Here is a 25,037-nt window from a genome sequence, read left to right as displayed (position 1 = left end):
TGCATCATCTAAACGTTGCGCGGGAGGCGCGCTAGGCATGGTTACCGGAGCTACTTCACTCAGCCTGGTTCGCGATGAGTTATTCGCGACCATGGAGGAGGCCGAGCAGAGCCTCGAGCATTTCATCATCGATCGAAACAATGGTGGCCTGTTGCAGCAGGCTGTCGAAAACCTTAAACAGGTTCGCGGTACTCTCAGGCTCATTGAGCTGACGGGCGCCGAGCTGCTCGCGCAGGAGATTCTGCAGCTGGCGACCGATATCCCAGTTGGGGCAGGCGAGGATCGCGACGCTCAGCTAGCGTCATTGAGCAATGCGCTCTACGTGCTCGGGCGTTATCTGGAAAGCGTCGACGCCAGCCGTCAGGAAATGCCCGAGCTGCTTCTGCCGCCTATCAACGCACTGCGGCTCGTTAGTGCGCAGCCACCGTTGCCGGAGAGCTTTTTCTTCAGCGCTCGCCTCGATCATGCGCGTCCGCCGGTGACTGCCGCGGTGCGGGAACCTGCAGCGAGAGCTATCGAAGCACGCCGATTGCGGCAGATGTATCAGGTCGGCTTGCTTGGCTTCATTCGCGAGGACAATACGTCGGCCAGCCTCAAGCTCATGACGCGAGCGCTACATCGGTTGGATATTCTGTTTGCCAATACGCCCGGCGGGCGTTTGTGCTGGCTGGGTAGCGCCGCGCTGGAAGCCCAACTGGACGGCCAACTGCTACCGCGCCAATCGCGCAAACAGCTCTTTTCCAGGCTTGATCGGGAGCTCCGGCAACTGAGCATCAGCAGCATCTACGAGCCACCGCGTGTTCTGCTCAAGGAGCTGCTGTATCTGGTTGCGCTGGCGGAAAGTAACGGCCCTGTGGCGACGCAGGTCCGGGAGATTTTTTCTCTCAGCTCGCTCCCCTTTACCGATCATCTTCTCGAAGACGAGTCCCAACGTCTCGCTGGTCCCGGTCAGGCCGTGATGCGCTCGCTGTCTTCGGCGATCCGCGAAGAGCTGGCGAGCCTCAAGGATTTGCTCGACCTAATCGAGCGACAGACAGCCCCGGCCGAGTCATACGCCAATCTCCACAGTCTGTTGGGCAAACTGGCGAAAACTCTTGGGATGGTCGGCTTGTCGTCTGCCTCCAGTACCCTGCATGCACAACTGGCAGCAATCTCTTGCTGGAACGCTGAACAGGTGCCGGATTCACATGCGCTACTGAAATTGGCCGACGCGGTGCTTTATGTAGAAAGCATGGTCGCCAGCCTGGAACGCGGCGAGCGGCGTGATTCGCGCCCGCAAATTGCACAGCCGGGCCTAGAAGCGGAAGCTTTTGCCAATCATCAGCTCACCGAAGCCTACATTGTGGTTATCGGCGAAGCGACCGCCGGTCTGGCGCTGGCCAAGCGCGCAATTACCGCTTACTTGGAATCCAACGGGGAAAAACTGCACCTGGCCAATGTTCCCTTTAGCCTGATGGCGGTCCGTGGCGGGCTGCGTTTCCTCGAACAGGATCGCGCTGCAGACCTGATCGGCGCGTGCGCAGACTTCATCCAGAAGCAGATGCTAGAAGGTATGCAGATGCCACCGGAGCAAATGCTCGAAACGCTCGCCGATGCCTTGACAAGCCTCGAATACTATCTCGAAGGCGGCGCGATACTGCGTCGTGACGATTCGCGCATTAGCGTGCTGGACCTGGCGACCGAGAGCGTTCGGGCACTGGGTCTGCCGGTGGCTGCCTGATGAACCTGCGCTGGCAACCCGCACTGCTCGATCCTGCAAGTGAAGGTGGATGGGCGGTGGTGCATTGTCAGCACGGATTCCTGTTCGATGCCAACGGTGTGTTGTTTCCGAGAGGCTGGCTCAAGCGTCTTGAGTTGCCGCTGATCACCGAGCAGGGCCTCGGTTATTTCGAGGGCGAGCCAGTATTTTTGCTGGAGCTGGCACATCCCGCCGAAGTGCCGGGCGCATCTTGGCAAGGGCTGCGTCAGTTCATGCTGCAGGACGATGATAGCGATAGATTCCGCATGCTCGGTTTTGCCGCGCAGATCGGTACCTGGGCAAGTCATCATCGCTTCTGCGGCAGTTGCGGTAATGCGATGTGCCAGCATCCGTCAGAGCGGGCGATGCAGTGCGAGAGTTGCGGCATCCACCATTACCCGCGTATCTCTCCGAGTATGATCGTTCTGGTGACACGAGGCGATGAGTTGCTGCTGGCACGTTCGCCGCGGTTCGTTCCAGGCGTATACAGTACCTTGGCAGGGTTCGTGGAGCCGGGCGAGTCGGTCGAGCAATGTGTGAGGCGAGAAGTGTATGAGGAAGTCGGAGTTTCTATCCATGCGCCTCAATATATCTGTAGCCAAGGCTGGCCGTTTCCGCACTCACTGATGCTCGGTTTCCACGCTGAATATGCATCTGGGGGAATTGTCATGCAGCCGGAAGAAATCGAGGATGCCGCCTGGTTTTCCATCCATGATTTACCCGCACTGCCCGCGCCGAAATCCATTGCGCGCTATCTGATCGATCTGTATTTGGCGCAGCGCTTAGGCGGTCCCGAACCAGTGCTGCCAGGCTAAACGCAGGCTCAGCGCCAACACCACGACGATGAATATCGGCCGAATAAATTTCGATCCGCCCTGGATCGCCGTCCGGGCGCCGAGGTAGGCGCCGGCCATCAACGCGAACCCCATGCCGATACCCAGAGCCCAGGCAACCTGGCCGCTAATTATAAAAACGGCGAGCGCAGTGCCGTTACTGACAAAGTTCATGCTGCGCGCCACGCCGCTGGCTCTGAGCAAGTCGAGCGGATAGAGCAACATGCTACTGACGGTCCAGAACGCACCGGTGCCAGGGCCGGCTACTCCGTCATAGAAGCCCAGTCCCAGTCCTTGAGGCCATTGACGGCCCTTGGCTATTGGCGTTGCGCTTTCTAGTGGCGTGGTCGGCACGCGGCCGAACAGCAGATACAAACCGCAGATAAAAACCACCAGCGGCAGCATCAAATTGAGCCAGCGAGCCGGTATCAGATGTGCCAGTCCTGCGCCCAGTGCTGCGCCGATGGCGGTAGCCAAGAGCGCAAATCGCCATTGTCGAGGGTCGAAGAGCTTCCTGCGATAAAACGTGAAGCTCGCCGTGGCCGAGCCGAAGGTCGCACATAACTTGTTGGTGCCGAGAACCAGATGCGGCGGCAGTCCTGCGGTGAGCAATGCCGGTAAGGTCAACAGACCACCGCCACCGGCAATCGCATCGATGAAACCGGCGAGAAAGGCGACGACCATGAGAGCGGCCAGTACCGGCGGGTCTATGGCGAGTTCGAAAAACGGCATGCGTTGACACTCATGAGTGAAGCGGTGAAAGGCAGGCGGCGCATGATGCCGGTTGCGCTGTTGCAAACCAAGGCCTGGGCCAGCGCTCAGCTCGCATAGCGCGGATACGCAGTCTGGCGGCAGAATTTAACAGCCAGTTTCAAATTTAGCGCGTGAGCCCGCCACAACAGAATGTCGACTCGTAAACAGTGTTCCGTGCGCACACTGGTCGCCGTGCTTGCTGCTGTCGATAATGCACCACTGAATTTCAAGGACGGTAAGTAATGCAATATCTGGGGCTTGCGGTAGTCGTCGCGTTGCTTGCGTTGATCACCGCGCTGGTGGCGCTGCGGCTATTGCTTAGCGGTCGCTGGCTACTGGGATGGCTGCGTGGCACCTTTGGTATGCTGGTTCTCACGCTGGGTGGTCTGATTGGCTTGATTGCCTGGGATGTAAGAACTTATCAGCCACTTGAACAAGGCAAACCACTTGTTTCTCTATCTTTTCAGGCTGATGGCCAGCAGCGCTACCAGGTAAAGGTGGAAGAGGGCAATCAGATCCGATTCGTCACGCTGGAGGGTGACCTATGGCAGCTCGACCTTCGCGCGCTCCATTGGAAAGGGCTGGCCACGCTGATTGGTCTGGAACCCGGTTTTCGACTGGAGAAGCTTTCCGGACGCTATCTTGCGGTGGAACAGCAGAATCAGGCTCGGCGTCCTCGTGTCGAACTCGGACAAAGCCTGGCTGGGATCGATTTCTGGGCGTGGTTGCAGGATTGCCAATGCGCACCTCTGATTCTTGAGGCACGCCCCCATCGGGTCAGCTATCTGCCTATCGCCGATGGCGCCGATGGCGCCGAATATACAGTTGAGATGGCACCCACCGGGTTGCTGGCGAAACCGGTAAATGCTGCAGCGGAGCAAGCGATGAAGAATTGGTAATGGCAATCCACCGCGCATGAAAAGGGACCCAAGGGGTCCCTTTTTCGTCACAGCGGGTTCAGGCGAGGTAGCCGCCGTCCACGTTGAGCGACAGGCCTGTGGTGTAGCTCGACGCGTCGCTCGCCAGATACAGTACGGCGCCAGCCATTTCGCTCGGATCGGCGACGCGATGCAGCGGAATATGGCGCAGCGCTTCTTCGCGGATCGAGTCGTTCTTGACCAGCGCGGAGGCGAACTTGGTGTCGGTCAGGCCCGGCAGCAGCGCGTTGCAGCGGATGCCCTGTGGTGCGCACTCCTTGGCGAACGCCTTGGTCATGTTGATCACGGCCGCTTTGGTAATCGAATAGATCCCCTGGAAGTTGCCAGGCGTCACGCCGTTGATCGACGCAACGTTGATGATGCTGCCTCCGCCATTTTTACGCATTAGCTTGCCGGCCTCGACGGACATGAAGAAGTATCCACGAATGTTGACGTCGACAGTCTTCTGGAATGCCGAGACGTCGGTATCGAGGATATGGCAGAACTGCGGATTGGTAGCCGCGTTGTTGACTAGTATGTCTAGTCGGCCGAACTGCTCGCGTATCTGCTCGAAGACGGTCTGGATCTGCTCCAGTTCGCCGATGTGACAGGCCACCGGAGTCGCCTTGCCGCCAGCGGCGACGATAGCGTCCGCGACGGCCTGACAGCCTTCGATCTTGCGGCTCGAAACGATGACATGGGCGCCTTGCTGGGCCAGTAGTTTGGCGATCGCCTCACCGATACCGCGACTGGCGCCGGATACGAAAGCGATTTTGCCATCCAGATCGAACAGAGTGGTTTTGCTCATGGAAGGGTTCCTATTGGTGAGCTGTGTTACAGCTTCGATTTGTTGATGATCTGCAGGCTCATTTGTTCAAGCAGGGCGTTCATTTGCACGAATTTCGCGAACCGCTTGTCTTGGGTCTGACCATGAAAATAGCGGTAATAGATCTGCTGGACGATGGCGGCCAGGCGAAATAGCCCATAGGTGTAGTAGTAATCGAAGTTATCGATGCGAATACCTGCTCGCTCTGCGTAATAGTCGACGAAAGCCTGACGACTTAGCATTCCCGGCGCATTGCTGGGCTGCTTGCGCATCAGCTGTACGGGTGCCGGGTCGTTAGCTTCGATCCAGTAGGCGAGCGTGTTACCGAGATCCATCAGCGGATCGCCAATGGTCGCCATTTCCCAGTCTAGGACACCGATGATCTCCATCGGGCTGTCAGGGCTGAGGATCACATTGTCGAAGCGATAGTCGTTGTGGACGATGCCGGGTTTATGATGATCGGCAGGCATCTTGTCCCGCAACCAGGCTTTGACCGGCTCCCAGTTCGGTGCGTCCGGGGTGATTGCACGCTCATAACGATCGATCCAGCCGGTAATCTGACGCTGGACGTAGCCTTCCGGTTTACCTAGATCGCCCAGGCCGCAAGCCTTGTAATCGACACTGTGCAGATCAACGAACTTGTCGATGAAGCTTTTGCACAGAGCGGTGGTCCGCTCCGCCGTGAAGCCCAGCTCCGGCGGCATATCCTCGCGCAGTATGATGCCCTTGACCCGTTCCATGACGTAGAACTCAGCGCCGATAAGCGTCTCGTCGACGCAGTGGGCGTAAGCTTTTGGGCAGTATGGGAAGCCGGCGTTGAGCTGGTTGAGTATCCGGTATTCACGGCCCATATCATGCGCGGATTTGGCCTTATGGCCGAACGGTGGGCGACGCAGCACGAATTCCTGTGTCGGATATTCCAGCAAATAGGTCAGGTTGGACGCGCCACCCGGAAACTGCGAAATGCTCGGTGTACCTTGCAATCCTGAGATACGGGTCTTCAGGTATTGGTCGACGAGTTCTGTTGGCAGTTCTTCGCCTTCACGGATGCGGCTGGTCTGATCTGTTAGCGCCATGCTTGTCCCTTCTCTTGTAATCGAGCCTCGACGAACCGGGTGTTGCCGCGCTTGTTCGCAGGCCTCCATCCGATCATCCGGCGTCCGTAATTTAATGCGCTGTACGAGCATCACCAAGCAAAGAGGGTCGTTATTGGCCGGGGTGTTGCTGGCCAATCAAGGCGCTTGATGCATGATCTTCATTAAATGTGCGCAAAAAAAAACCGAAGTCGTCGGACTTCGGTTTTGGTTGCGTCTCGGCTGGATCAGGCCGGGAACAGCTCGCTCAGTTTCAGAGCGAGCATCATGTCGCCTTCGGCGCGCAGCTTGCCCGCCATGAAGGCCTGCATACCATCGGTTTCGCCACTGATCACGCCTTGCATGGTTTCGCTATCCATGATCAACGTAACGTTGGCATCGGCCGACTCACCCTTGTGGAAGTCACAAGTGCCATCCTTGACGACCAGATAGTAGTTTTCCGCGTCGGTGATATTGAACTGAAACACCAGATCCAGGCCGGCCGCAGCGCTAGGGTTGAACTTGGCCTTCATGCCTTGGATGGTTTCGTCGACGTTGCTCATCGGGTAGTTCCCTTTGGTTATCGTGGAAAAACATGCAGCCTTAGGCCGCAGTTGGGCTGGAGCTTATCGATAGGTGACGAGCTCCGGATTTTTCAGCAACTCCAGATGCACATAGCTGTTGAACGAGGCCAGTGCCATATCTCGATCGCGAAATTTCAGATGACTGAGCGAAGTGTTGACGATCTGCCAGTTCATTTCGAATGCCTTGATGGGCGGCACGCCGATAACCAATTGAAGCAGCGCCGTAATGGTCCCGCCAGAAGTGAATACAGCGATGCGATCTTTCTTGCCTGCCTGGTCAAGCAAACGATTCAAACCGGTCTGGACGCGGTCGATGAAGCTTTGCCAGCTTTCCAGCCCTTCTTTCTCATGCTCGCCGGAAACCCATCGCTGAATCGCGTAACTGAACAGGCGCTGGAACTCGGCCCGATGGTTGGCGGCGTTAGCGAATATCTGTATGGCGCTGGGTTCCACAGCCAGCAGGTCGTGCATGTGAGCACGGATCACTTCATCGGCACGGAACTCATTGAAAGCTGAATCGACTTCAACTACGGGCTGCTGCCCTTGGTACGAGCCTAGCCGATCAAGGGTGGTCCTTGCCGTGTCCTGCTGTCGGTTCAACTCACCGCTTATGCAACGGTCGAAGCGAATATTTAATTGGTTGAGGTGATCACCCAGAGCGGCTGATTGCTGGAAGCCGAGCGGCGACAGAACGTCGTAGTTTTCCGCGCCGAATGACGCCTGACCATGTCTGATCAGATAGATACTGCCCATGCTCCGCTCCGACCCCTGTTTTCGCGAGGGTAGGGGGATCGCTTTAGAGTGTCAACGATAAATCATACGTTTGTTTGAATTGCACTGCGCTGGCCCCTATAGCCGTGCAGTCGGTATGCTTGACCGGTTTGCGCCATGTCGGGTTTCTGCTGGCGCCTGTAGATAATCCTAGGAGGATCTGTGGAATTTCTTGCTGACTATGCAAGCTTTCTGGCTAAGACCGTAACGCTGGTGATCGCGATTCTAGTTGTGCTAGTTGCGCTTGCTTCGCTGCGGCGCGGGCGGCATAAACAGGGCGGCGGACATCTTGAGGTCCATAAGCTCAACGATTTTTACAAGTCGATGCGCGAGCGCCTTGAACAGTCATTGATCGAGAAGTCTCAGCTCAAGCTTCAGCGCAAGCGTGAAGCCAAGGCTGCGAAGTTGGCGAAGAAAAATCCCGAAAGCCGACCGCGTGTGTTCGTGCTGGATTTCGATGGCGACATCAAGGCTTCCGCGGTCGAGAATCTACGCCACGAGATCACCGCATTGCTGACCCTGGCGACACCTCAGGACGAAGTGGTTCTACGTCTTGAGAGCGGTGGCGGCATGGTCCACGGCTATGGCCTGGCAGCCTCTCAGCTTGTGCGTATCCGCGATGCGGGGGTGCCTTTGACAGTGTGCGTCGACAAGGTAGCGGCAAGCGGTGGTTACATGATGGCCTGTATCGGCCAGAAGATTCTCTGCGCACCGTTCGCGATACTCGGTTCCATCGGCGTCGTTGCGCAGCTGCCTAATGTTCATCGATTGCTCAAGAAGCATGACGTCGACTTCGAGGTGCTGACCGCAGGCGAGTACAAGCGAACCCTGACGGTGTTTGGTGAGAATACCGAGAAGGGACGAGAAAAATTCCAGGATGACTTGGAAACTACTCATGAGCTGTTCAAGAACTTCGTTGCGCGCTACCGCCAGCAAGTGTCCATTGACGATGTTGCGACCGGTGAGATTTGGCTGGGTATCGCCGCACTTGGCAAGCGACTCGTTGACGAACTGCAGACCAGCGACGAATACCTAGCCTCACGCGCACGTGAGGCGGACCTGTTCCAGCTGCATTATGCGGAAAAGAAAAGCCTCCCCGAGCGATTCGGCATGGCGGCCAGTGCCGCGATGGAGCATGGCTTGCTCAAGGGATGGACGCGGCTGAACGAGCAACGATTCTGGCAATAAGGAGCTACCGATGGCAATTTTCAAAGCATTGCAGACCAGCGAGAACGCGGACAGCCGCTTCGAGACGCGTGTCGTCGAGCGCACCACCGATGATCTGCCTAAAGGCGACGTGCTGATTCGCGTGAGCTATTCGTCGTTGAACTACAAGGATGCGCTTTCGGCCAGCGGTAACCGCGGAGTGACCCGCAATTTCCCGCACACGCCGGGCATCGATGCTGCCGGTACCGTAGTCGAGTCCAGCGTCTCGGAGCTCGCCAAAGGCGATGAAGTCATCGTGACCGGCTACGACCTGGGGATGAATACAGCAGGTGGTTTTGGTCAATACATCCGCGTTCCTGCTGCATGGGTGATCAAGCGTCCTTCCGGTCTGTCATTGCGTGACGCGATGGTGCTCGGCACGGCAGGCCTTACCGCCGCGCTCTGCATCGACAAGTTGGAGCAGGCTGGTCTCGAGCCAGGTGAGGCGCCGGTACTGGTCACCGGTGCAACTGGCGGCGTCGGCAGCATCGCCGTCGCGCTGCTGGCCAGCCTTGGCTACAACGTAGCTGCGGTGACTGGCAAGGCCGATCAGGCGGAATTCCTCAAGGGACTTGGTGCCAAGCAGATCGTCGAGCGCAGCGCGCTACAGGCGGGGGTTGAAAAGCCAATACTCAAGGAACAATGGGCCGGTGCCGTTGATACCGTCGGTGGCGATATCCTGTTCAACGTGGTCAAGGCTCTTCAGCGAGGAGGGAGCGTCGCCTGTTGTGGGCTCACGGCCGGCACCGGGTTTCAGGCCAACGTGCTGCCTTTCATCCTCCGTGGCGTGAATCTTCTGGGTGTCGATTCGGTAGAGATTCCGCTGGTTGTGAAAGCGTCCATGTGGGACAAGCTGTCGCTGCAATGGAAGCTGCCGAATCTGAGCGATTTGGTCCAGGAGATTTCGCTGCAGGATTTGCCTGGGGCTATTGATCGGATGCTCGCTGGGCAGCAGGTTGGACGCATGCTGGTCCGGCTGGATTGAGACAGCCGCACCGTCGCCGCTTCGCCAGCTATTGAGATCATAGGCATAACCGATTTTCCTGCTGCGCTTGTTTGAGCGAACCTGCCGCCACTCAAAACGCAACAGCGGGAATCGGTTTATGAAGACACTGGCAGAGAAAATCAAAGAAACATTCGGAAAAAAGCAGACCGTTCAAGTCGCTACGCTCGAGCACCCAAACTTCTGGATGTATTACTGAGCCGATGTATCAGTGAAATAAAAAAACCCGCCAAGTTAGGCGGGTTTTTGCGTTTTAACCTTTGCTGACTGCTTACATCGCTCAGCTTTGCCGGCGACGGAACAGTGGCAAAGGCTCGTCAGTTGCGGCCTGGTAGGTAACTGAAAAGTCTTTGAGGCTTTCCAGCGCCTCGTACGGGTCACGGTCCGGGCGCACGGCAAAGGCATCGAAGCCGCAGCGACGCATATAGAAAAGCTGATCGCGGAGCACATCGCCAATTGCGCGAATCTCGCCCTTGTAGCCGTAACGTTCACGCAGCAGACGCGCGCTCGAGTAATGACGGCCATCTGTGAAAGCGGGAAAGTGGAGCGCGATGACTTGGAAGTGCTGCAGGTCATCAGCTAGTTCTTCTACGGCTTCGTCGGAGTCCAGCCATATTCCCAGGCCGCCGTCGCGGGCCTTTAGCGCGTGGGCATGATCGAGCCACAACTGAAAGGGCACGATCAAGTCGTCGCAATTGGACAGACCATCCAGCGTCGCGTCCTTGGGCAGTAGATGCCATGTTTCGTCGATGACCTGGCCGTCCTTAATGATTCGCTGCATAGACGCGCTCCTTGAAGGGGTCGATACCGATACGGCGGAAGGTGTCGAGAAACTGTTCATCTTCGGTACGCTGCTCCACATAGACGCCGATGACCTTTTCGATCACGTCGGGCATTACGTCCTGCGCGAACGATGGGCCGAGGATCTGACCAAGGCTTGCATTGCGGCCCGAGCTGCCGCCGAGGGAGACCTGGTAGAACTCGGCGCCTTTCTTGTCCACGCCAAGGATGCCGATGTGGCCGACGTGATGGTGACCGCAGGCGTTCATACAGCCGGAAATGTTCAGGTCGATATCGCCGATGTCGAACAGGTAATCCATATCATCGAAGCGGCGCTGGATCGCTTCTGCGATCGGAATCGACTTGGCGTTAGCCAGCGAGCAAAAGTCGCCACCAGGGCAGCAGATGATGTCGGTCAGCAGGCCGATGTTCGGTGTGGCGACGCCCAATTCGCGGAGCTCGTTCCACAGCTCGAACAGACGCGACTGCTCGACGTCGGCGAGGATCATGTTCTGCTCGTGCGAATTGCGCACCTCACCGAAGCTGTAGCGATCAGCCAGGTCGGCGATGGTGTCGAGTTGCTTGTCGGTGACATCGCCCGGGGCGACGCCGGTGCTTTTCAGCGACAATGTGACGGCCGCATAGCCCGGCTTCTTGTGGGCCACGACGTTGCGCTCACGCCAGCGGGCAAATCCGGGGTGTTCGGCGTCGAGCTGGGTGAGGGCGGTGACCTCGTCTTCCAATGTCTTGTACGCGGGATCGACAAAGAACTTGCTGACGCGCTCGACTTCCGCATCGGTGAGGGTGTTCGCGCCGTCTTTCAGATACGACCACTCGGCTTCGACGCGCTCGGCGAAGACTTCCGGGGTGAGCGCCTTGACCAAAATCTTGATGCGCGCTTTGAACTTGTTGTCGCGACGGCCGTAGCGGTTGTACACACGCAGAATGGCGTCGAGATAGGTGAGCAGATGCTGCCATGGCAGGAATTCATTGATGAAGCTACCGACGATTGGCGTACGGCCCAGACCACCACCAACGGATACGCGGAAGCCCAGCTCGCCGGCTTCATTCTTCACCGCCTCAAGACCAATGTCGTGCACTTCGATGGCGGCCCGATCACTGACGGCACCGTTCACGGCGATCTTGAACTTACGCGGCAGGAAGGCGAATTCCGGGTGGAAGGTCGACCATTGGCGGATAATTTCGCACCACGGGCGTGGATCGATCAGTTCGTCCTTGGCAACGCCGGCAAACTGGTCCGTAGTCGTGTTACGAATGCAGTTGCCGCTGGTCTGGATCGCATGCATCTGCACGGTGGCCAGCTCGGCGAGAATATCCGGTACCTCTTCCAGCTCGGGCCAGTTTAGTTGCACGTTGGTCCGGGTGCTGATGTGGGCGTAGCCCTTGTCGTAGTTGCGGGTGATCTCCGCCAGCTTGCGGACCTGGGTCGACGACAGTAGGCCATACGGCACAGCAATACGCAGCATCGGCGCGTAGCGCTGGATATACAGGCCGTTCTGCAGGCGGAGGGGCAGCAATTCTGCGTCGGTCAGTTCGCCTGCAAGGTAGCGGCGAATCTGGTCGCGGAACTGGCGCACGCGATCCTCGATGATGTGTTGGTCGTACTGATCGTAAACGTACATGAAGTGTCCTGTTTTTCAGGCTGTCTACAGCTTTTTGCGCGCACGGCCGCGCACCCGTTCAGGGAAGGGCGGCAAGATACCAGCTACCGGTTATACGCAAAAGTGATGTTTGGGAATATGTTTAGAACGAATCCCTGAATTTTAGGCATTTGAGCGCTTGGCCTTGAGCGCCTCGTCTGCGTGGTCTTAACTGCTAGCAACGCGAGATACCAATAATAAGGAGAACAGTCGTGTCCGAACATTCCAATCGCCACGGTAATGACAGCAGGGCGGACGCCACTGCGATATTCGTCCTGATTCTTCTGGTGGTTGCAACGGCAGTTTTCTGGGTCAGCCACCAATAAGCCGGGGTTGTTGGGGCTGCATCACAGCCCCACGAGATACAGCACCAGCTTGACCACGCCAAGAATGACTAAGACGAATACCACTGTGAAACCCACGCCCAACAGGATGAAGTGGCTGGGCTTGCCGTGACTGAAGTCGCGAGTCCGGTTTTTTTCGCTCTGAACACCCAGCGCACCGGCTAGCACGCTTTGCAACATTTGCCGCAGGGTAAGGGGTTTGTGCTCTTGCTCTTCGCTCATGGGCACCTCTCAGCCATCGTCTGCTAGGAGTCTAGTCAGCTCCGGATGCAGGGGCAGCATTAATGGCTGAGGTGAATGCCGCTCCTTCTGCCAGGTCATGGTAATCATTTTTCCGGACATAGCAGGCTGGTCTCCTATGATGAGTAGATTTCCGCATCACTGTCCCTTAAACCAGTCCCACAGGCCGAGCGAATAATTTGGCAGCAGATTGATGCCGAGCGCCGATTTCAGCAAATACAGCACGACCAGCCCCACCAGCACCGAGAAAAACAGGAACAGCGTGATCGCGCCGGCCTTGGCTGCCAGCGACAAGTTGCGCTGTGCTCGCGACAGGCTGCGCTTGTTGCGTCCACCGACTAGCACAAAATAGTACTGGTTGCTCCAAAAGCTAAAGGTGCCGCGCAGGTCGATTTTATGGCGCGCCCATGAGCGCGTGGCAAAGGCGCTGCGAAGCCCCTCCAACTGCTGGTCGGTGAAGCTCTCGCGAAGCTCTTCAGGAAGTCGCTGCTTCAAGCCGATGATGAACGCATCACGCTCCAGCGCTGCGGTACTGTCGGTGGCGGGGTAGCGGCCATGGCCGTCGTTGGAGCTTGGATCGGGTGTGAGCATAGCGTCAGGTTGCCGTCAGTACAGTGGATAAGCGGTGGAGGCATGCAACTAACCGGCCGGAGCAGCGTTCGCCTGGCCGATTGTTTCTAGCTCGCGTTTCAATTTGCCGAAGGCAGGCCGCTGCGAGGGTAGGTCGGACATGCACAATTGCTGCAATCCGGAGAGTCGCTGCAAGCGCGGATCTGAATCGGCATCGTCGCAACGCTCCAACAATTCTTCCAGTAAACAACCGAACGCGCGCGCCTCGATCCGCTGGAGTTTCTGCCCTTGGCAGCCTTGTGGATCGAAGAACGAGGCCGCGCCAAAGTCGCTGAGCAGCGAATTGCCGACCGGATCGACCAGCAGGTTATGGCCATAGAGGTCGCCATGGAGGATGCCGCGCTGGTGGAGATGATCGACCACCGAGGCCACGCTCGAGGCAATTCGCAGTATCTGCCGGGCGGAAAAACGTCGCTCGGGCGCGTAGCAATCGCGCGTGCAACTGGCGAAGGATGGTGAACCGGCAAGTACCTCATAAGTCGGTTCGATAAGCTCCATCAACAAGCCAGGCAGGGCGTCGACGCTCTCGGCCAGCGGGCCAGCGACACGAATCAGGTTGGCATGCTCACCCGCGGCAATGCTCGCGGCCATCTCGCTGTGCGGTAGCCCATCGCTGGTCAGGCTGCCCTTGAACAGTTTGGCAGCCATGGGTCTGGGTGCTTGTCCGGGCGGTTGCCAGTCGGCGCGATGAATGATGCCGGAAGCACCCTGGCCGAGCACCTCACCCAATTCAATCTGCTCACGATCGACCGGCGGCAGCGGATGCTGCGCCAGTATTCGCGCTTCCATCGCATCACTGAACGGGTTGCCACCAAAGGCCAGCCAGCTCAGGCGCGGCATCGTCAGTAGCCATTCGGGCAGCGCGGGCAATCGGTTCGCGGCAATGCGCAGCAGTTCCAGTCGGGTACAGTTGGCAAGCGTTTCAGGCAGCGTCTGTAGTTGGTTACCTGCGAGCATAAGCTTCTGTAACCACTCGCAGCGACCGATCTCGTCAGGTACCGCTGCGAGCTGGTTGTCGGTCAGAATCAGCCAGCGCAGCTTTGGCGGTAGCGATTCGGCCGATAAATGGCGGATGCGGTTGGCTTTGAATCCCACCATCTCCAGATTGGCGCAGCTGCCGATTGAGGTGGGTACAGCAGTGAAGGCGTTGTACGAGCAGAACAGGACACGCAGCTTGTGCAGGCGCGACATGTCGTCTGGCAGGCTGCTGAGCTGGTTGCCCGAGAGGTTGAGTATCTCCAGGCTGTCAGCCAGATTGAAAATTTCGCGCGGGAACGTCTGGAGTTGTTCTGACAGATCGAGGCGGGTGGCGCCGGTCAGTTCGCCACGTTTCAGTTGTTCGAGCGTATGCATGCTGTTCTCGTGCCGTCTTAGAAAGACCTGCAACAGTGGGTGCGTGCTGATGGAAACGGTGCTTGCCGATGCGGTCAGCAAATCAATGCGCTAGGACAGTGCCCGCTCATCGACGTTCAGTCTGTCCGCTCTGATGCGAGCGGCTCCGCTGGTCGCTGACGTGCGCTTACGATTCGCTCGGCGCGTGCGCGCAATTGTCCGCAGCCGCCATCGATGTCCTGTCCCGCTGAATTGCGCACCTTGGTCAGCACGCCGTTCTGATGCAGGTATCGCATGATTTGATGAATACGGTCGGTGTCCGGTCGCTGAAACTGATCATCGTTAAGGCTGTTGTAGGGAATGACGTTCATGATCGCAAACTTGCCTCTAAGCAACCGGATGATCCCATCCATCTCGTCCTGGCCGTCATTGATACCCTTGAGCAACGTCCACTGATACTGGATGGGATAATCCACCAGTCGTGCATAGGCTTCGCCCAGTTCGACCAGTTCGGCAGGGTCGAACTGCGGCGCGCGTGGCAGCAGTTCGCGCCGCAGCGCTGCGTCGGTGCTGTGCAGCGACAACGCCAGTGCGGGCTTCACCCTTTGCTGGGGCAGGCGCTCGAATACACGTGGATCGCCGACCGTGGAAAACACCAGATTCTTGTGACCGATACCGCCATCGGTGCCCAGCATGTCGATGGCGTCGAGCACGTTGTCGAGGTTGTGTGCTGGTTCGCCCATGCCCATGAACACTACTTTCTTCACCGGGCGAAAACGTCGGGCGAGAGCGACCTGGGCTACGATCTCGGCGCTGCCAAGTTGGCGCAGCAGGCCACTTTTGCCGGTCATGCAGAACACGCAACCCACTGCGCAGCCGACCTGGCTCGACACGCAAAGCCCATCACGTGGCAACAGTACGCTCTCGACCATCTGACCGTCCGCTAGCTCTACTAACAGGCGTGCAGAGCCATCTGCACCGGGATGTTCGGAACGCAGCCTGACCAGGCTGGTGACGGTTTCGCTGAGAGCGGGCAGCCCATTGCGGACAGACAAGGGCAGGAAGTCTTCGGTTTTCTGATGTCGGGTGCCGGTGTCCAGCGCCTGGCCCTTGAGCCAGGCACGCATCACCCGACCGGTATGAACGGGCTTGGCGCCGATCTCGGCAAGCTGCTGGTAAATGTCTTGGATGTGCATAGGACGCGCATTCTAGCCAAAGGCCGGAATCTGGTCTGTAGCGACGTGAGCGAAGGGGTGGCCATTCCTGCTGCTGATTATTCCTTGAATCGGCGGCTACCCAACGCGAGTCCGAGCAGCAGTAATGCAAGCAGGCCGAAGGCAAGCGTCAGCGAACCGTAGTGAGCAATCACGCCGATCAATGCCGGGCCAGCGAGAACCCCGGCAAAGCCTATGGTGGTTGCGGCGGTGATCGCCTGGTTCACCGGCATGGCCTGTTGGCGGCTCAGCGAGGAAATCAATACCGGCGAAACATTGGCGCAGCCCAGACCGCACAACCCGTAGCCGAGCAGGGCGAACACCCAGTGTTCGGTCAATATGCTCAGACCGATGCCGAGCGCCGCCAGCAGGCCACCGAAGCCGATCACCCGCGCCGTTCCGAGACTGTTCACCACTGGAGTACCGGCAAAACGCCCGATAGTCACCATCAGCGCGAAGCTGGCGTAACCCAATCCGCCCTTGGCTGTGTCCAGCGCCTTGTATTCGGTGAGATACAGCGCGCTCCAGTCCAGCACTGCGCCTTCGGCGAGATAGACAACGAAACACAGGCCGCCGACCAGCAGCACCATGCCGGTTGGGCGAACGAAGGCGACGCCGCCAGCCGGCGCCTTGTCTCGAAGAAATCCGGGCGTCACGGTGACAATAGCCGTACCGATCACTCCGATCATCAGCAAGGTGCCCGCTGCCGGTGCGAGGCCTAGCGTTAGCGCTCCGGTGAGCGCCACGGCACCACAGATCGAGCCCAGACTGAACATGCCGTGAAAGTTCGACATGTGCCGCTTGCCGGTGTCGCGCTCGATCAAAACACCCTGGATGTTCAGCACCACATCGATGACGCCCAGACTGCCGCCGAAACAGAACAGAGCGAGGCCGAGGATCCAGATTGATTCGGTGAAGGCCATCCCTGTCAGGGCGAACAAAAGCAGCACTGCGCTGAACAGCACAACCGGACGTATCCCGCGATGTGTCACTAGCAGCCCGGATAGCGGCATCCAGGTTAGCGAGCCAACACCGATACACAGCAGCAGCGTGCCGAACAGTGCATCGCTCATCTCGATGCGCTCACGCACGTAAGGCACCAGCGGAGCCCACACTGACAGGCCGAATCCTGCCATGAAGAAGCCGACGCGTGTGGCGCGACGAGCAACGGGTGACGTGGCATCGACGGAGTGAGTCGCCGCAGACATGCACGAGTGTCCTTGATCAGCAGGAGTAAAGGCGTGGCGCTGTGTATCACAGCCGATTTATGCAGCGATCATTGTGTCAAAGAACGAGAGGGAAAGCCGATTGCGGTTAGAACCGCGGCAGAGAAGGTAACGCCCGCGCATCTCAGCCAGTTCGGCACATTCAGCCGCAAGCACGCCCATGGTAATCTTCGGCTTTTGCCAGAAACGCGGCCCGGAGCGGTACATGAAGTTCATTCACCAGCGCGAACACCTCAACGAAGATGACTTCGTGATCATCGAATGCTCGCAGCCGTGCAACATTCGTCTGATGAACGACAAGAATTTCCGCAGCTTCAAGAATGGCGGTCGCCACGCCTACCACGGCGGAGCCTTTGACAAGTTCCCAGCGAAAATCAAAGTACCCAACACCGGCTTCTGGAATATCACCATCGATACCGTGACGCGCAAAGCGGTCAGCGTTACTCGTAAGCCAACCCTCACGCACTCGATCAAAATCGTTCGTAACTCGCCGTCCGAGCTGAGATAACCCGCATAACTCTGCTGTGCGGCCCAGGTGCGCTGGGACTTTCCGTGCCTGACGGAATGTCGCTCGTCGGGCCGCGCATTGTTCGCTGCATTGACGCTTGCGTTCATGCTTGCGTCTATTTAGCTTTACGTGAAGATTCTTTTGCTGGAGCTAACTATGCAGAAGCCCGTCCCAGGCGACCACGTCGATGGCGTGCTCGCTCAATGGCACAACCTGCTTCCAGAATGCGATGTATCGCCGATGGCGGTATTCACGCGTGTGTATCGTCTCTCCAAATATCTCAACCGCAGTGTGGCGACGGTCTTTCGCAAACACGGGCTGCACGACGGCGAGTTCGATCTGCTCGCCACGCTTTACCGCAGCGGTGAGCCTCGGGGATTGACGCCGAACGCCCTACGCCACGCCGCGGTGCTCAGCTCGGGCGCGATGACCAATCGTCTCGACCGGCTCGAAGCGGCTGGACTGATCCAGCGCGTAGCCAATCCCGAAGATCGTCGGAGCCTGCTGATTCGCTTGAGTGACGAAGGGCAGACGGTTTTGCTCAGGTGCCTCAACGAATACGTGGCGACCCTACATCAGCTGCAAACCCCTCTCGATGCGCAACAAAAACAGGCATTAGCGGGCGCATTGCGCACGCTCCTGCTGTCGCTTGAAGGAAAAAACGATGACTGAAGCTAAGCGTCGCACGCATGCGCACCTGGGCATGCTGTTGTGGGCATTGTTTGTGGGCCTGTCGTTTCCTGCGGTGGGCCTGATGAGTGAAGGTTTACCACCGTTATTGCTTACAGCCATCCGCTTCAGCATTGCCGCACTGGCACTGCTTCCAATGCTCTGGCGCAATGACGAGTGTTGGCCGAGCCTGTCGGGGCTGCTGCTGTATGCCTTGATGGGGCTGAGCCTAGCTGGCTTCTTCGGCACCATGTTCTGGGCTGCGCATCGTATCAGCGCGTTGTCGATGGCCACGCTATTCGTCAGCGTACCGCTACTGGCCTACTGCATCGGTCGCGGCTTGGGCGTGGAGCGGCCTGAGGGGCGGCTGCTGGCGATACTGGCGTTGGGCGCGTTCGGCGCGCTGGGCCTGGCTCTTGCTGAAAGCAATGGAAACTTCGCGGAACTCAAGCTCGGCTTTGGAGAGCTGGCATTTTTCTTCGGCTGCATCGCCTCGGCGCTATATCCGGTGCTGAGTAAATGGGGCCTGCATCGTGGCGTACTTGCTCAGCAGGCCGGGTTGCGGACCTTTTGGAGTCTGCTCGCAGGCGCCGTTCTGATTGGCATATTGGGGCTGATCTTGGAGGAGCCTGCCGGGCTCACAAAGATGAATCTGAGCGACGCGGCACTGGTGATCTACCTCGGCGTCTTCTCAAGCGGCATGACGTTCTTCCTGCAGCAGCGGGCCACGGCAGTGCTGACGCCTGGCGCGGTAACCGCTTATAGCTATCTGGTGCCTTTCGTGTCGATGGTGTTGCTATTTATCGAGCATCCGCAACGAATCGGTTGGCATTGGCTACCGGGAAGTCTGCTGGTAATGCTTGCCATCGCTCTGTTGCTGCGGCACGGCGCGAATCATGACTGACCGAATCAACCCCCGCTCAGGCTGAGAAAATAGCTGTAGAACTCGTTATCCCTGACATACCCCAGCGACTCGTATAGATGCTGTGCGCCGGTGTTGGTCTTTGCCGTCTCCAGCGCTAGACCCACGGCGTCGGTCGCCATTGCATGCTCGCTGGCGCGGTTCATTAACATCCGTCCGATGCCTCGGCCTCGGGCGCTTTCGGCGACGTAGAGGTCATTCAATATCCACGAGCGCTGCGCAGAAATGGACGAGAAGATGGGGTAAAGCTGAGTGAAGCCCAGGTAGGTTCCTGCGGCGTCCCGCGCATAGAAAATCACCGACTCGTCATTACGGATGCGTTCGGCGAGAAAGATGTTGGCCAATGCGAGATCGGACGGCTGGCCATAGAACATCCGATAAGCATTGAATAACGGGGCAATGCCGCTTACCTCGGCGACTTCGGCTCGCAGAATTTCAGGTTGCATGATTTGCCTTCGCTCTGTGATGGAATACCGCAACGTTAGTTGAGTCGGCTCGCAACACCGGCATGTACCGGCTCACACCAATTCGCAGAGTGTCCTGCCCAGTTCGGCAAACGCTGCGTTGCGGTCGTCGAACGAGGCGGCCGTCTCGGTCATGTAGATGCTGACAATTAAGGGTTCCCGCCCCGGCGGCCAGATAACGGCCACGTCGTTCATGGTGCCGTGATTGCCGCCTCCCGTCTTGTCGCCGATCCGCCAGCTGGCTGGCATACCGGCCCGCAGCTTGGCATCGCCTGTCTTGTTGGCAATCAGCCAATCGCTTAGCCGCTGCTGTGACGACGCGGAAAGGGCCTCGCCGAACAATAAGGCATCCATGCAGTGCGACATGGCGTCTGGCGTCGTGGTGTCTCGCGGATCGCCGGGCGTCGCTTCGTTGAGCTCGGTTTCCCAGCGATCGAGCCGGGTCATTTTGTCGCCGAGTGTCCGGGCAAATTCGGTAACCCCGACTGGGCCACCGACGTGCTCGAGTATGAGATTGCCCGCCGTATTGTCGCTGTGGGTCAGCGCAGCTTCGCACAGCTGGGCGAGGGTCATTCCGTTGCCGTCGGCCTGGCTTTGCGTGATCGGTGAATAGTCGACTACATCGGCCAGCTCAAAGCGGACAACATGATCGAGCCGTTCCTGCCCCCTATCTACTCGAGCCAGCAATGCGCCGGAGGCGAGCAGTTTGAAAGTGCTGCACATGGGAAAACGCTCATCGGCCCGATGCGCCCAATGTAAATTTATTTGCGGACTTCTAACCACCGCACCGATGCGTGCACCGAGTCTGGCTTCTAGCTGGATCACCTTACGGATGAAGCTATCTTGGGATGCATCGCTTGTATTGCCATTCAACGGACTAGCCGCGCAAACGCTGCCGACGGCGAGGCTGGCCGTCGCCGAGAGGAAGCAACGTCTTGTCAGGCTCAATGAAACCTCCTGTTAGAGGTGGGAATCGTGTAAGTGCATTGGTGCCTGGCATGCTCGATCAGGCGGATGGAATTATTCGTCTTCGGTGCAAGCGCTAACTGCGCCCATGCATCTAAGGCGATGCTGAGGCGGATCGCCCAGCGTCCAGCTGTCGTCTTCGGCGCTGTATCGCGCTTCCATCACAGCGTTGTAGCTGAACTGCCACCGTCGCCGTTCACGCCCGTCCAACGACTCGATTTGCAGCACTACTTCTTCGCTGGAAAAGGATTCGTCGGCGAGCGCGGCTGCTTCGGCGCGATCCAGAAGTTCGTCGTTCAGGCTGAATTCGAAGGCATGCAGCCCATCGATTTCGAGCATGTCGGCAGTTTCGAGCTGGTCGAGCAGGTAAAGGGGAGCGGCGGGCATGATTGGTGTGTACCTAATCGAAAAGATAAGTATGGTTGGAGTGCCCTGCTAATCGCGCATAACAGGGCAAAATGCCCCGTCGATATACGCTTTCATGGGCAAGACTCAAGCGCTACTTCTGCTCCCAAAAGCTCGCATCGCTGCGTTAGTTGTCATAACCCAGGTTAGGCATCAGCCAGCGTTCGGTCACAGCCAGTTCCTGACCCTTGCGCTTGCTATAGCTCTCGGCCTGATCTTTGTCGATCTTGCCGACCGCGAAGTATTGCGCCTGCGGATGGGCGAAGTACCAGCCGCTGACGGCGGCAGTGGGGAGCATGGCGTAGTGCTCGGTCAGGGTGACTTGGCTCGCACCGTCCGCATCGAGCAGCTTGAACAGTGTGGCTTTTTCGGTGTGATCGGGGCAGGCCGGGTAGCCGGGAGCAGGGCGGATGCCCTTGTATTGCTCCTTGATCAGCTCTTCATTACTCAGTTGCTCTTCCGGGTCATAGCCCCACCAGTTCTTGCGCACCTGCTGGTGTAGCCATTCAGCGCAGGCTTCGGCAAGGCGGTCGGCGAGCGCTTTCACCATGATCGAGTTGTAGTCGTCACCGGCGTCCTGGTAGGCCTTAGCGACTTCTTCGGCGCCGATGCCTGCGGTGGTGATGAAGCCGCCCACATAGTCGGTCACACCGGTGTCCTTTGGCGCAACGAAATCGGCCAGGGAGAAGTTCGGCTTACCATCGGTTTTAACGGTCTGTTGGCGAAGGTGGTGCAGCTTGGCTAGTGGCTCGCCATTGTCGCCGTAAACCTCCAAGTCATCTTCGTCGATCTGATTTGCCGGCCAGAACCCGAACACGGCACGCGCCTTGATCAGTTTTTCATCGACCAGCTTGGTCAGCATGGCCTGCGCGTCCTGGAATAGCGCAATGGCGGCTTCACCGACGATTTCGTCTTCAAGAATGCGTGGGTATTTGCCAGCCAGATCCCAAGCGATGAAGAACGGCGTCCAGTCGATGTAATCGACCAGAGTGCGCAGATCGATGTCTTCCAGCACCTTGCGGCCGGTGAAGGTTGGTTTGACCGGCGAATACTCGGCCCAGTCGAATTTGGGTTTGACGGCGATGGCTTCGGCGTAAGTCAGGCGTTCGGTGCGGGCGCTGCGGTTTGCGGTGCGCTCGCGGATGATTGCGTACTCTTCGCGGGTTTTTTGGGCGAAGGCCGGCTTCAGTTCTTTCGACAGTAGCGTGGTCGCCACGCCCACCGCGCGCGAGGCGTCGGTGACGTAGACCACCGCGTCGTTCTTGTAATGCGGATCGATCTTCACCGCGGTGTGCGCCTTGGATGTGGTGGCTCCACCGATCATCAATGGCAGGTGGAAATCCTGGCGCTGCATCTCACGGGCGACGTGGACCATTTCGTCCAGCGATGGGGTAATCAGACCGGACAGACCGATGATGTCGCATTTTTCGGCGATGGCCGTCTGCAGGATCTTTTCTGCCGGGACCATGACACCCATGTCCACTACGTCATAGCCGTTGCAGCCGAGCACCACGCCAACGATATTCTTGCCGATGTCGTGAACGTCGCCCTTGACCGTGGCCATGAGAATCTTGCCCTTGGCTTCTGGCTTGTCGCCTTTTTCGGCTTCGATGAAGGGAATCAGGTGCGCCACGGCCTGCTTCATCACGCGGGCTGACTTGACCACCTGCGGCAGGAACATCTTGCCCGAGCCGAACAGATCGCCGACCACGTTCATGCCGGCCATCAGCGGGCCTTCGATGACCTCGATGGGGCGCGCGCATTGCAGACGGAATTCTTCGGTATCTTGAACGATATGGGTAGTGATGCCCTTGACCAGTGCATGTTCCAGCCGTTTCTCGACGGTGAAACCGCGCCACTCCTCGGTTTCCGCTTCCTTGACGCTGCCGTCGCCCCTGAAATCATCGGCGATCGCCAGCAGCGCTTCGGTGCCGCCGGTCGTGCGGTTGAGTACCACGTTCTCGACGGCATCGCGCAGTTTCTTTGGAATCTCGTCGTAAATCTCCAGCTGTCCGGCGTTGACGATGCCCATCGTCAGGCCGTTTTGGATGGCGTAGTAGAGAAAGACCGAGTGGATCGCCTCGCGCACCGGATTGTTGCCGCGGAACGAAAACGACACGTTGGACACGCCGCCCGAGGTCAGGGCGTAGGGGAGGTTATCGCGGATGTAGGCGCAGGCTTCGATGAAGTCCACGGCGTAGTTGTTGTGCTCATCGATTCCGGTGGCGATGGCGAAGATGTTCGGGTCGAAGATGATGTCTTCTGGCGGGAAGCCCACGTCATTGACCAAGATGTCGTAGGAACGCTGGCAGATTTCACGCTTGCGCGCGGCGGTATCGGCCTGGCCGGCCTCGTCGAACGCCATCACCACCACGGCGGCGCCGTAGCGCTTGCACAGCTTGGCGTGCTGCTTGAACTGCTCGACACCTTCCTTCATGGAAATCGAGTTGACGATGCCCTTGCCCTGGATGCACTTGAGGCCGGCCTCGATCACCTCCCACTTGGAGGAGTCGATCATGATCGGCACGCGGGAAATGTCTGGCTCCCCGGCGATCAGATTGAGGAAGGTCACCATGGCCTTCTTCGAGTCCAGCATGCCCTCGTCCATATTGATGTCGATCACCTGCGCGCCGGCTTCGACCTGCTGCAGGGCGACTTCCAGGGCCTCGGTGTAATTGTCTTCGCGAATCAGGCGGGCAAAACGCGCGGAGCCGGTGATGTTGGTCCGCTCGCCGACGTTGACGAACAACGAATTGCGATCGATGGTGAAGGGCTCGAGGCCGGATAGCCGGCAGGCCTTTGCAATATCAGGAATCGCTCGCGGTGCATACTGGGCGACGGCCTTGGCGATCGCCTCGATATGGGCCGGCGTGGTGCCGCAGCAGCCGCCGACGATATTGAGGAAGCCCGCAGCCGCAAATTCCTCGACTACGGAGGCCATTTCCGCCGGGCTTTCATCGTACTCACCAAAGGCGTTTGGCAGGCCGGCATTGGGGTGCGCCGATACATGAGTTTCAGCCTTGTTCGAGAGTTCTTCCAAATAAGGCCGCAGCTCTTTGGCGCCAAGCGCGCAGTTCAAGCCGACGGAGATCGGCTTGGCGTGGCGCACGGAATTCCAGAACGCCTCGGTGGTCTGGCCGGACAGCGTGCGACCAGAGGCGTCGGTGATGGTGCCGGAGATCATGATCGGCAGCTCGAAACCGATCTCTTCGAAGACCTCCTGCACGGCAAAGATGGCGGCTTTCGCGTTGAGAGTGTCGAAGATGGTCTCGATCAAAATCATATCCGCGCCACCTTCGATCAGGCCGCGGGTGGCTTCGGTGTAATTCTCCACCAGCTCGTCGAACGTGACGTTGCGGTAGCCTGGGTTGTTTACGTCCGGCGAAAGCGAACAGGTACGGCTGGTCGGGCCGAGTACGCCAGCAACGAAGCGCGGGCGGTCGGGCGTTTCGGCCGTTTTTGCATCGGCGGCCTGACGGGCGAGGCGGGCGCCCTCGACGTTCAGTTCGTAGACCAGTTCTTCCATGCCATAGTCGGCTTGCGACACGCGGGTAGCGTTGAAAGTATTGGTTTCGACGATATCGGCGCCGGCGTTGAAGTACGCTTTTTCGATGGCGCTGATGGCGTCCGGCCGGGTGAGGATCAGCAGGTCGTTGTTGCCCTTTAGATCCTGAGGCCAGTCGGCGAAACGTTCGCCGCGGTAGTCGGACTCGTCCAGTTTATAGCTCTGGATCATGGTTCCCATGCCGCCGTCGAGAATCAGGATGCGCTCCTTGAGCGCCTGCTGGAGTGCCTGGAGACGGGCGTTGCGGTCGAGCATGGGGACTACCTGAAAGCTAGTTTGCGAGGACCACGAATGATAGCAAAGCTGCATGCTTTTTGATCGCACCCCGGCTTTACATGAAGTGCACTCATGTTCGTGCAGCAATGCGGTCTATTGCCGGGAAATACGTTAATCCCTACTAAAATACT

General features: G+C 58.4%; 24 protein-coding genes. 8 read left to right on the top strand and 16 right to left on the bottom strand.

Annotated features, from left to right (window positions below; genetic code table 11):
• The first annotated feature begins 37 nt into the window (after nucleotides 1-37).
• Together NAV33_RS01740 and nudC are read left to right on the top strand one after the other, a co-directional pair.
• Entirely contained in the window at nucleotides 38-1,720 is a 1,683-nt protein-coding gene (locus NAV33_RS01740) for a ferrous iron transporter B (protein WP_255976252.1), read from the top strand.
• A complete protein-coding gene (nudC, locus tag NAV33_RS01735; RefSeq protein WP_255976251.1) occupies nucleotides 1,720-2,553 on the top strand; it encodes an NAD(+) diphosphatase in 834 nt (277 codons plus the stop codon). The genes NAV33_RS01740 and nudC overlap by 1 nt, the downstream gene beginning before the upstream one ends.
• Here the strand turns inward: nudC and NAV33_RS01730 are convergent.
• Nucleotides 2,521-3,303, bottom strand: coding sequence for a TSUP family transporter (locus NAV33_RS01730; protein ID WP_255976249.1), 783 nt, complete (start codon nucleotides 3,301-3,303; stop codon nucleotides 2,521-2,523). The two genes, nudC and NAV33_RS01730, sit on opposite strands and share 33 nt — an antisense overlap.
• 263 nt (nucleotides 3,304-3,566) lie before the next feature.
• Between NAV33_RS01730 and NAV33_RS01725 the strand changes: the two genes are divergently transcribed.
• The gene (locus NAV33_RS01725; RefSeq protein WP_255976247.1) at nucleotides 3,567-4,223 is read left to right on the top strand and encodes a hypothetical protein; all 657 of its coding nucleotides are present in this window, start codon (nucleotides 3,567-3,569) and stop codon (nucleotides 4,221-4,223) included.
• A 58-nt stretch (nucleotides 4,224-4,281) separates the two neighbouring features.
• On the opposite strand, the gene NAV33_RS01720 is transcribed toward NAV33_RS01725, so the two are convergent.
• The 4 genes from NAV33_RS01720 to NAV33_RS01705 form a co-directional block, all read right to left on the bottom strand.
• A complete protein-coding gene (locus NAV33_RS01720) occupies nucleotides 4,282-5,049 on the bottom strand; it encodes an SDR family oxidoreductase (RefSeq protein WP_255976245.1) in 768 nt (255 codons plus the stop codon).
• A 26-nt stretch (nucleotides 5,050-5,075) separates the two neighbouring features.
• Entirely contained in the window at nucleotides 5,076-6,143 is a 1,068-nt protein-coding gene (locus tag NAV33_RS01715) for a phosphotransferase family protein (RefSeq protein ID WP_255976243.1), read from the bottom strand.
• Nucleotides 6,144-6,388: 245 nt separating this feature from the next.
• A complete protein-coding gene (locus NAV33_RS01710) occupies nucleotides 6,389-6,703 on the bottom strand; it encodes an SCP2 sterol-binding domain-containing protein (RefSeq protein WP_045427587.1) in 315 nt (104 codons plus the stop codon).
• A 63-nt stretch (nucleotides 6,704-6,766) separates the two neighbouring features.
• A complete protein-coding gene (locus NAV33_RS01705) occupies nucleotides 6,767-7,477 on the bottom strand; it encodes a histidine phosphatase family protein (protein ID WP_255976241.1) in 711 nt (236 codons plus the stop codon).
• Nucleotides 7,478-7,657: 180 nt separating this feature from the next.
• Between NAV33_RS01705 and sohB the strand changes: the two genes are divergently transcribed.
• Nucleotides 7,658-8,683, top strand: a complete 1,026-nt coding sequence (gene sohB / locus NAV33_RS01700) for a protease SohB (protein WP_255976239.1) — start codon at nucleotides 7,658-7,660, stop codon at nucleotides 8,681-8,683.
• A 10-nt stretch (nucleotides 8,684-8,693) separates the two neighbouring features.
• The gene (locus tag NAV33_RS01695) at nucleotides 8,694-9,686 is read left to right on the top strand and encodes a YhdH/YhfP family quinone oxidoreductase (protein WP_255976237.1); all 993 of its coding nucleotides are present in this window, start codon (nucleotides 8,694-8,696) and stop codon (nucleotides 9,684-9,686) included.
• 298 nt (nucleotides 9,687-9,984) lie between these two features.
• On the opposite strand, the gene NAV33_RS01690 is transcribed toward NAV33_RS01695, so the two are convergent.
• The 7 genes from NAV33_RS01690 to NAV33_RS01660 all read right to left on the bottom strand — a co-directional run bounded on the left by NAV33_RS01690 (nucleotide 9,985) and on the right by NAV33_RS01660 (nucleotide 17,113).
• Entirely contained in the window at nucleotides 9,985-10,485 is a 501-nt protein-coding gene (locus NAV33_RS01690) for a DUF934 domain-containing protein (protein WP_255976235.1), read from the bottom strand.
• The gene (locus NAV33_RS01685) at nucleotides 10,469-12,127 is read right to left on the bottom strand and encodes a nitrite/sulfite reductase (RefSeq protein WP_255976232.1); all 1,659 of its coding nucleotides are present in this window, start codon (nucleotides 12,125-12,127) and stop codon (nucleotides 10,469-10,471) included. The genes NAV33_RS01690 and NAV33_RS01685 overlap by 17 nt, the downstream gene beginning before the upstream one ends.
• A gap of 365 nt (nucleotides 12,128-12,492) precedes the next feature.
• A complete protein-coding gene (locus tag NAV33_RS01680) occupies nucleotides 12,493-12,711 on the bottom strand; it encodes a DUF2970 domain-containing protein (RefSeq protein ID WP_255976229.1) in 219 nt (72 codons plus the stop codon).
• Nucleotides 12,712-12,867: 156 nt separating this feature from the next.
• Nucleotides 12,868-13,320, bottom strand: coding sequence for a 3-phosphoshikimate 1-carboxyvinyltransferase (locus NAV33_RS01675; RefSeq protein WP_255976227.1), 453 nt, complete (start codon nucleotides 13,318-13,320; stop codon nucleotides 12,868-12,870).
• 48 nt (nucleotides 13,321-13,368) lie between these two features.
• On the bottom strand, nucleotides 13,369-14,712 hold the full coding sequence (locus tag NAV33_RS01670) for a leucine-rich repeat-containing protein kinase family protein (protein WP_255976226.1): 1,344 nt from the start codon (nucleotides 14,710-14,712) through the stop codon (nucleotides 13,369-13,371).
• 116 nt (nucleotides 14,713-14,828) lie between these two features.
• The gene (locus NAV33_RS01665; protein WP_255976224.1) at nucleotides 14,829-15,887 is read right to left on the bottom strand and encodes an RNA methyltransferase; all 1,059 of its coding nucleotides are present in this window, start codon (nucleotides 15,885-15,887) and stop codon (nucleotides 14,829-14,831) included.
• A gap of 77 nt (nucleotides 15,888-15,964) precedes the next feature.
• A complete protein-coding gene (locus NAV33_RS01660; RefSeq protein WP_255976222.1) occupies nucleotides 15,965-17,113 on the bottom strand; it encodes an MFS transporter in 1,149 nt (382 codons plus the stop codon).
• A 223-nt stretch (nucleotides 17,114-17,336) separates the two neighbouring features.
• Here NAV33_RS01660 and NAV33_RS01655 point away from each other — a divergent pair, with 223 nt between their 5' ends.
• From NAV33_RS01655 to NAV33_RS01645, 3 genes are all read left to right on the top strand, one after another.
• Entirely contained in the window at nucleotides 17,337-17,639 is a 303-nt protein-coding gene (locus NAV33_RS01655; RefSeq protein ID WP_272887179.1) for a DUF1883 domain-containing protein, read from the top strand.
• A gap of 156 nt (nucleotides 17,640-17,795) precedes the next feature.
• A complete protein-coding gene (locus NAV33_RS01650) occupies nucleotides 17,796-18,311 on the top strand; it encodes a MarR family winged helix-turn-helix transcriptional regulator (protein WP_255976218.1) in 516 nt (171 codons plus the stop codon).
• Nucleotides 18,304-19,212: a DMT family transporter gene (locus tag NAV33_RS01645; RefSeq protein WP_255976216.1), complete on the top strand. Its 909-nt coding sequence runs from the start codon at nucleotides 18,304-18,306 to the stop codon at nucleotides 19,210-19,212. The genes NAV33_RS01650 and NAV33_RS01645 overlap by 8 nt, the downstream gene beginning before the upstream one ends.
• Before the next feature lie 5 nt (nucleotides 19,213-19,217).
• Here NAV33_RS01645 and NAV33_RS01640 read toward each other — a convergent pair whose 3' ends face one another.
• From NAV33_RS01640 to metH, 4 genes are all read right to left on the bottom strand, one after another.
• Nucleotides 19,218-19,676: a GNAT family N-acetyltransferase gene (locus NAV33_RS01640; RefSeq protein ID WP_255976214.1), complete on the bottom strand. Its 459-nt coding sequence runs from the start codon at nucleotides 19,674-19,676 to the stop codon at nucleotides 19,218-19,220.
• 72 nt (nucleotides 19,677-19,748) lie between these two features.
• The gene (bla, locus tag NAV33_RS01635; RefSeq protein WP_255976212.1) at nucleotides 19,749-20,642 is read right to left on the bottom strand and encodes a class A beta-lactamase; all 894 of its coding nucleotides are present in this window, start codon (nucleotides 20,640-20,642) and stop codon (nucleotides 19,749-19,751) included.
• Between the two features lie 72 nt (nucleotides 20,643-20,714).
• The gene (locus tag NAV33_RS01630; protein ID WP_255976210.1) at nucleotides 20,715-21,047 is read right to left on the bottom strand and encodes a DUF5629 family protein; all 333 of its coding nucleotides are present in this window, start codon (nucleotides 21,045-21,047) and stop codon (nucleotides 20,715-20,717) included.
• A gap of 145 nt (nucleotides 21,048-21,192) precedes the next feature.
• Nucleotides 21,193-24,885: a methionine synthase gene (gene metH / locus NAV33_RS01625; protein WP_255976208.1), complete on the bottom strand. Its 3,693-nt coding sequence runs from the start codon at nucleotides 24,883-24,885 to the stop codon at nucleotides 21,193-21,195.
• Between the last annotated feature and the right edge of the window lie 152 nt (nucleotides 24,886-25,037).

Source organism: Stutzerimonas stutzeri, from assembly GCF_024448715.1.
Taxonomy (GTDB): Bacteria; Pseudomonadota; Gammaproteobacteria; order Pseudomonadales; family Pseudomonadaceae; genus Stutzerimonas; species Stutzerimonas stutzeri_AR.
This window is presented reverse-complemented; position numbering and strand designations above follow the sequence as displayed.

Bases quoted from the DNA above. Each gene is read 5' to 3' on its own strand.
- NAV33_RS01740 (WP_255976252.1), top strand. From the start codon at position 38: ATGGTTACCGGAGCTACTTCACTCAGCCTGGTTCGCGATGAGTTATTC.
- nudC (WP_255976251.1), top strand. From the start codon at position 1,720: ATGAACCTGCGCTGGCAACCCGCACTGCTCGATCCTGCAAGTGAAGGT.
- NAV33_RS01730 (WP_255976249.1), bottom strand. From the start codon at position 3,303: ATGCCGTTTTTCGAACTCGCCATAGACCCGCCGGTACTGGCCGCTCTC.
- NAV33_RS01725 (WP_255976247.1), top strand. From the start codon at position 3,567: ATGCAATATCTGGGGCTTGCGGTAGTCGTCGCGTTGCTTGCGTTGATC.
- NAV33_RS01720 (WP_255976245.1), bottom strand. From the start codon at position 5,049: ATGAGCAAAACCACTCTGTTCGATCTGGATGGCAAAATCGCTTTCGTA.
- NAV33_RS01715 (WP_255976243.1), bottom strand. From the start codon at position 6,143: ATGGCGCTAACAGATCAGACCAGCCGCATCCGTGAAGGCGAAGAACTG.
- NAV33_RS01710 (WP_045427587.1), bottom strand. From the start codon at position 6,703: ATGAGCAACGTCGACGAAACCATCCAAGGCATGAAGGCCAAGTTCAAC.
- NAV33_RS01705 (WP_255976241.1), bottom strand. From the start codon at position 7,477: ATGGGCAGTATCTATCTGATCAGACATGGTCAGGCGTCATTCGGCGCG.
- NAV33_RS01695 (WP_255976237.1), top strand. From the start codon at position 8,694: ATGGCAATTTTCAAAGCATTGCAGACCAGCGAGAACGCGGACAGCCGC.
- NAV33_RS01690 (WP_255976235.1), bottom strand. From the start codon at position 10,485: ATGCAGCGAATCATTAAGGACGGCCAGGTCATCGACGAAACATGGCAT.
- NAV33_RS01685 (WP_255976232.1), bottom strand. From the start codon at position 12,127: ATGTACGTTTACGATCAGTACGACCAACACATCATCGAGGATCGCGTG.
- NAV33_RS01680 (WP_255976229.1), bottom strand. From the start codon at position 12,711: ATGAGCGAAGAGCAAGAGCACAAACCCCTTACCCTGCGGCAAATGTTG.
- NAV33_RS01675 (WP_255976227.1), bottom strand. From the start codon at position 13,320: ATGCTCACACCCGATCCAAGCTCCAACGACGGCCATGGCCGCTACCCC.
- NAV33_RS01670 (WP_255976226.1), bottom strand. From the start codon at position 14,712: ATGCATACGCTCGAACAACTGAAACGTGGCGAACTGACCGGCGCCACC.
- NAV33_RS01665 (WP_255976224.1), bottom strand. From the start codon at position 15,887: ATGCACATCCAAGACATTTACCAGCAGCTTGCCGAGATCGGCGCCAAG.
- NAV33_RS01660 (WP_255976222.1), bottom strand. From the start codon at position 17,113: ATGTCTGCGGCGACTCACTCCGTCGATGCCACGTCACCCGTTGCTCGT.
- NAV33_RS01655 (WP_272887179.1), top strand. From the start codon at position 17,337: ATGAAGTTCATTCACCAGCGCGAACACCTCAACGAAGATGACTTCGTG.
- NAV33_RS01650 (WP_255976218.1), top strand. From the start codon at position 17,796: ATGCAGAAGCCCGTCCCAGGCGACCACGTCGATGGCGTGCTCGCTCAA.
- NAV33_RS01645 (WP_255976216.1), top strand. From the start codon at position 18,304: ATGACTGAAGCTAAGCGTCGCACGCATGCGCACCTGGGCATGCTGTTG.
- NAV33_RS01640 (WP_255976214.1), bottom strand. From the start codon at position 19,676: ATGCAACCTGAAATTCTGCGAGCCGAAGTCGCCGAGGTAAGCGGCATT.
- NAV33_RS01630 (WP_255976210.1), bottom strand. From the start codon at position 21,047: ATGCCCGCCGCTCCCCTTTACCTGCTCGACCAGCTCGAAACTGCCGAC.
- metH (WP_255976208.1), bottom strand. From the start codon at position 24,885: ATGCTCGACCGCAACGCCCGTCTCCAGGCACTCCAGCAGGCGCTCAAG.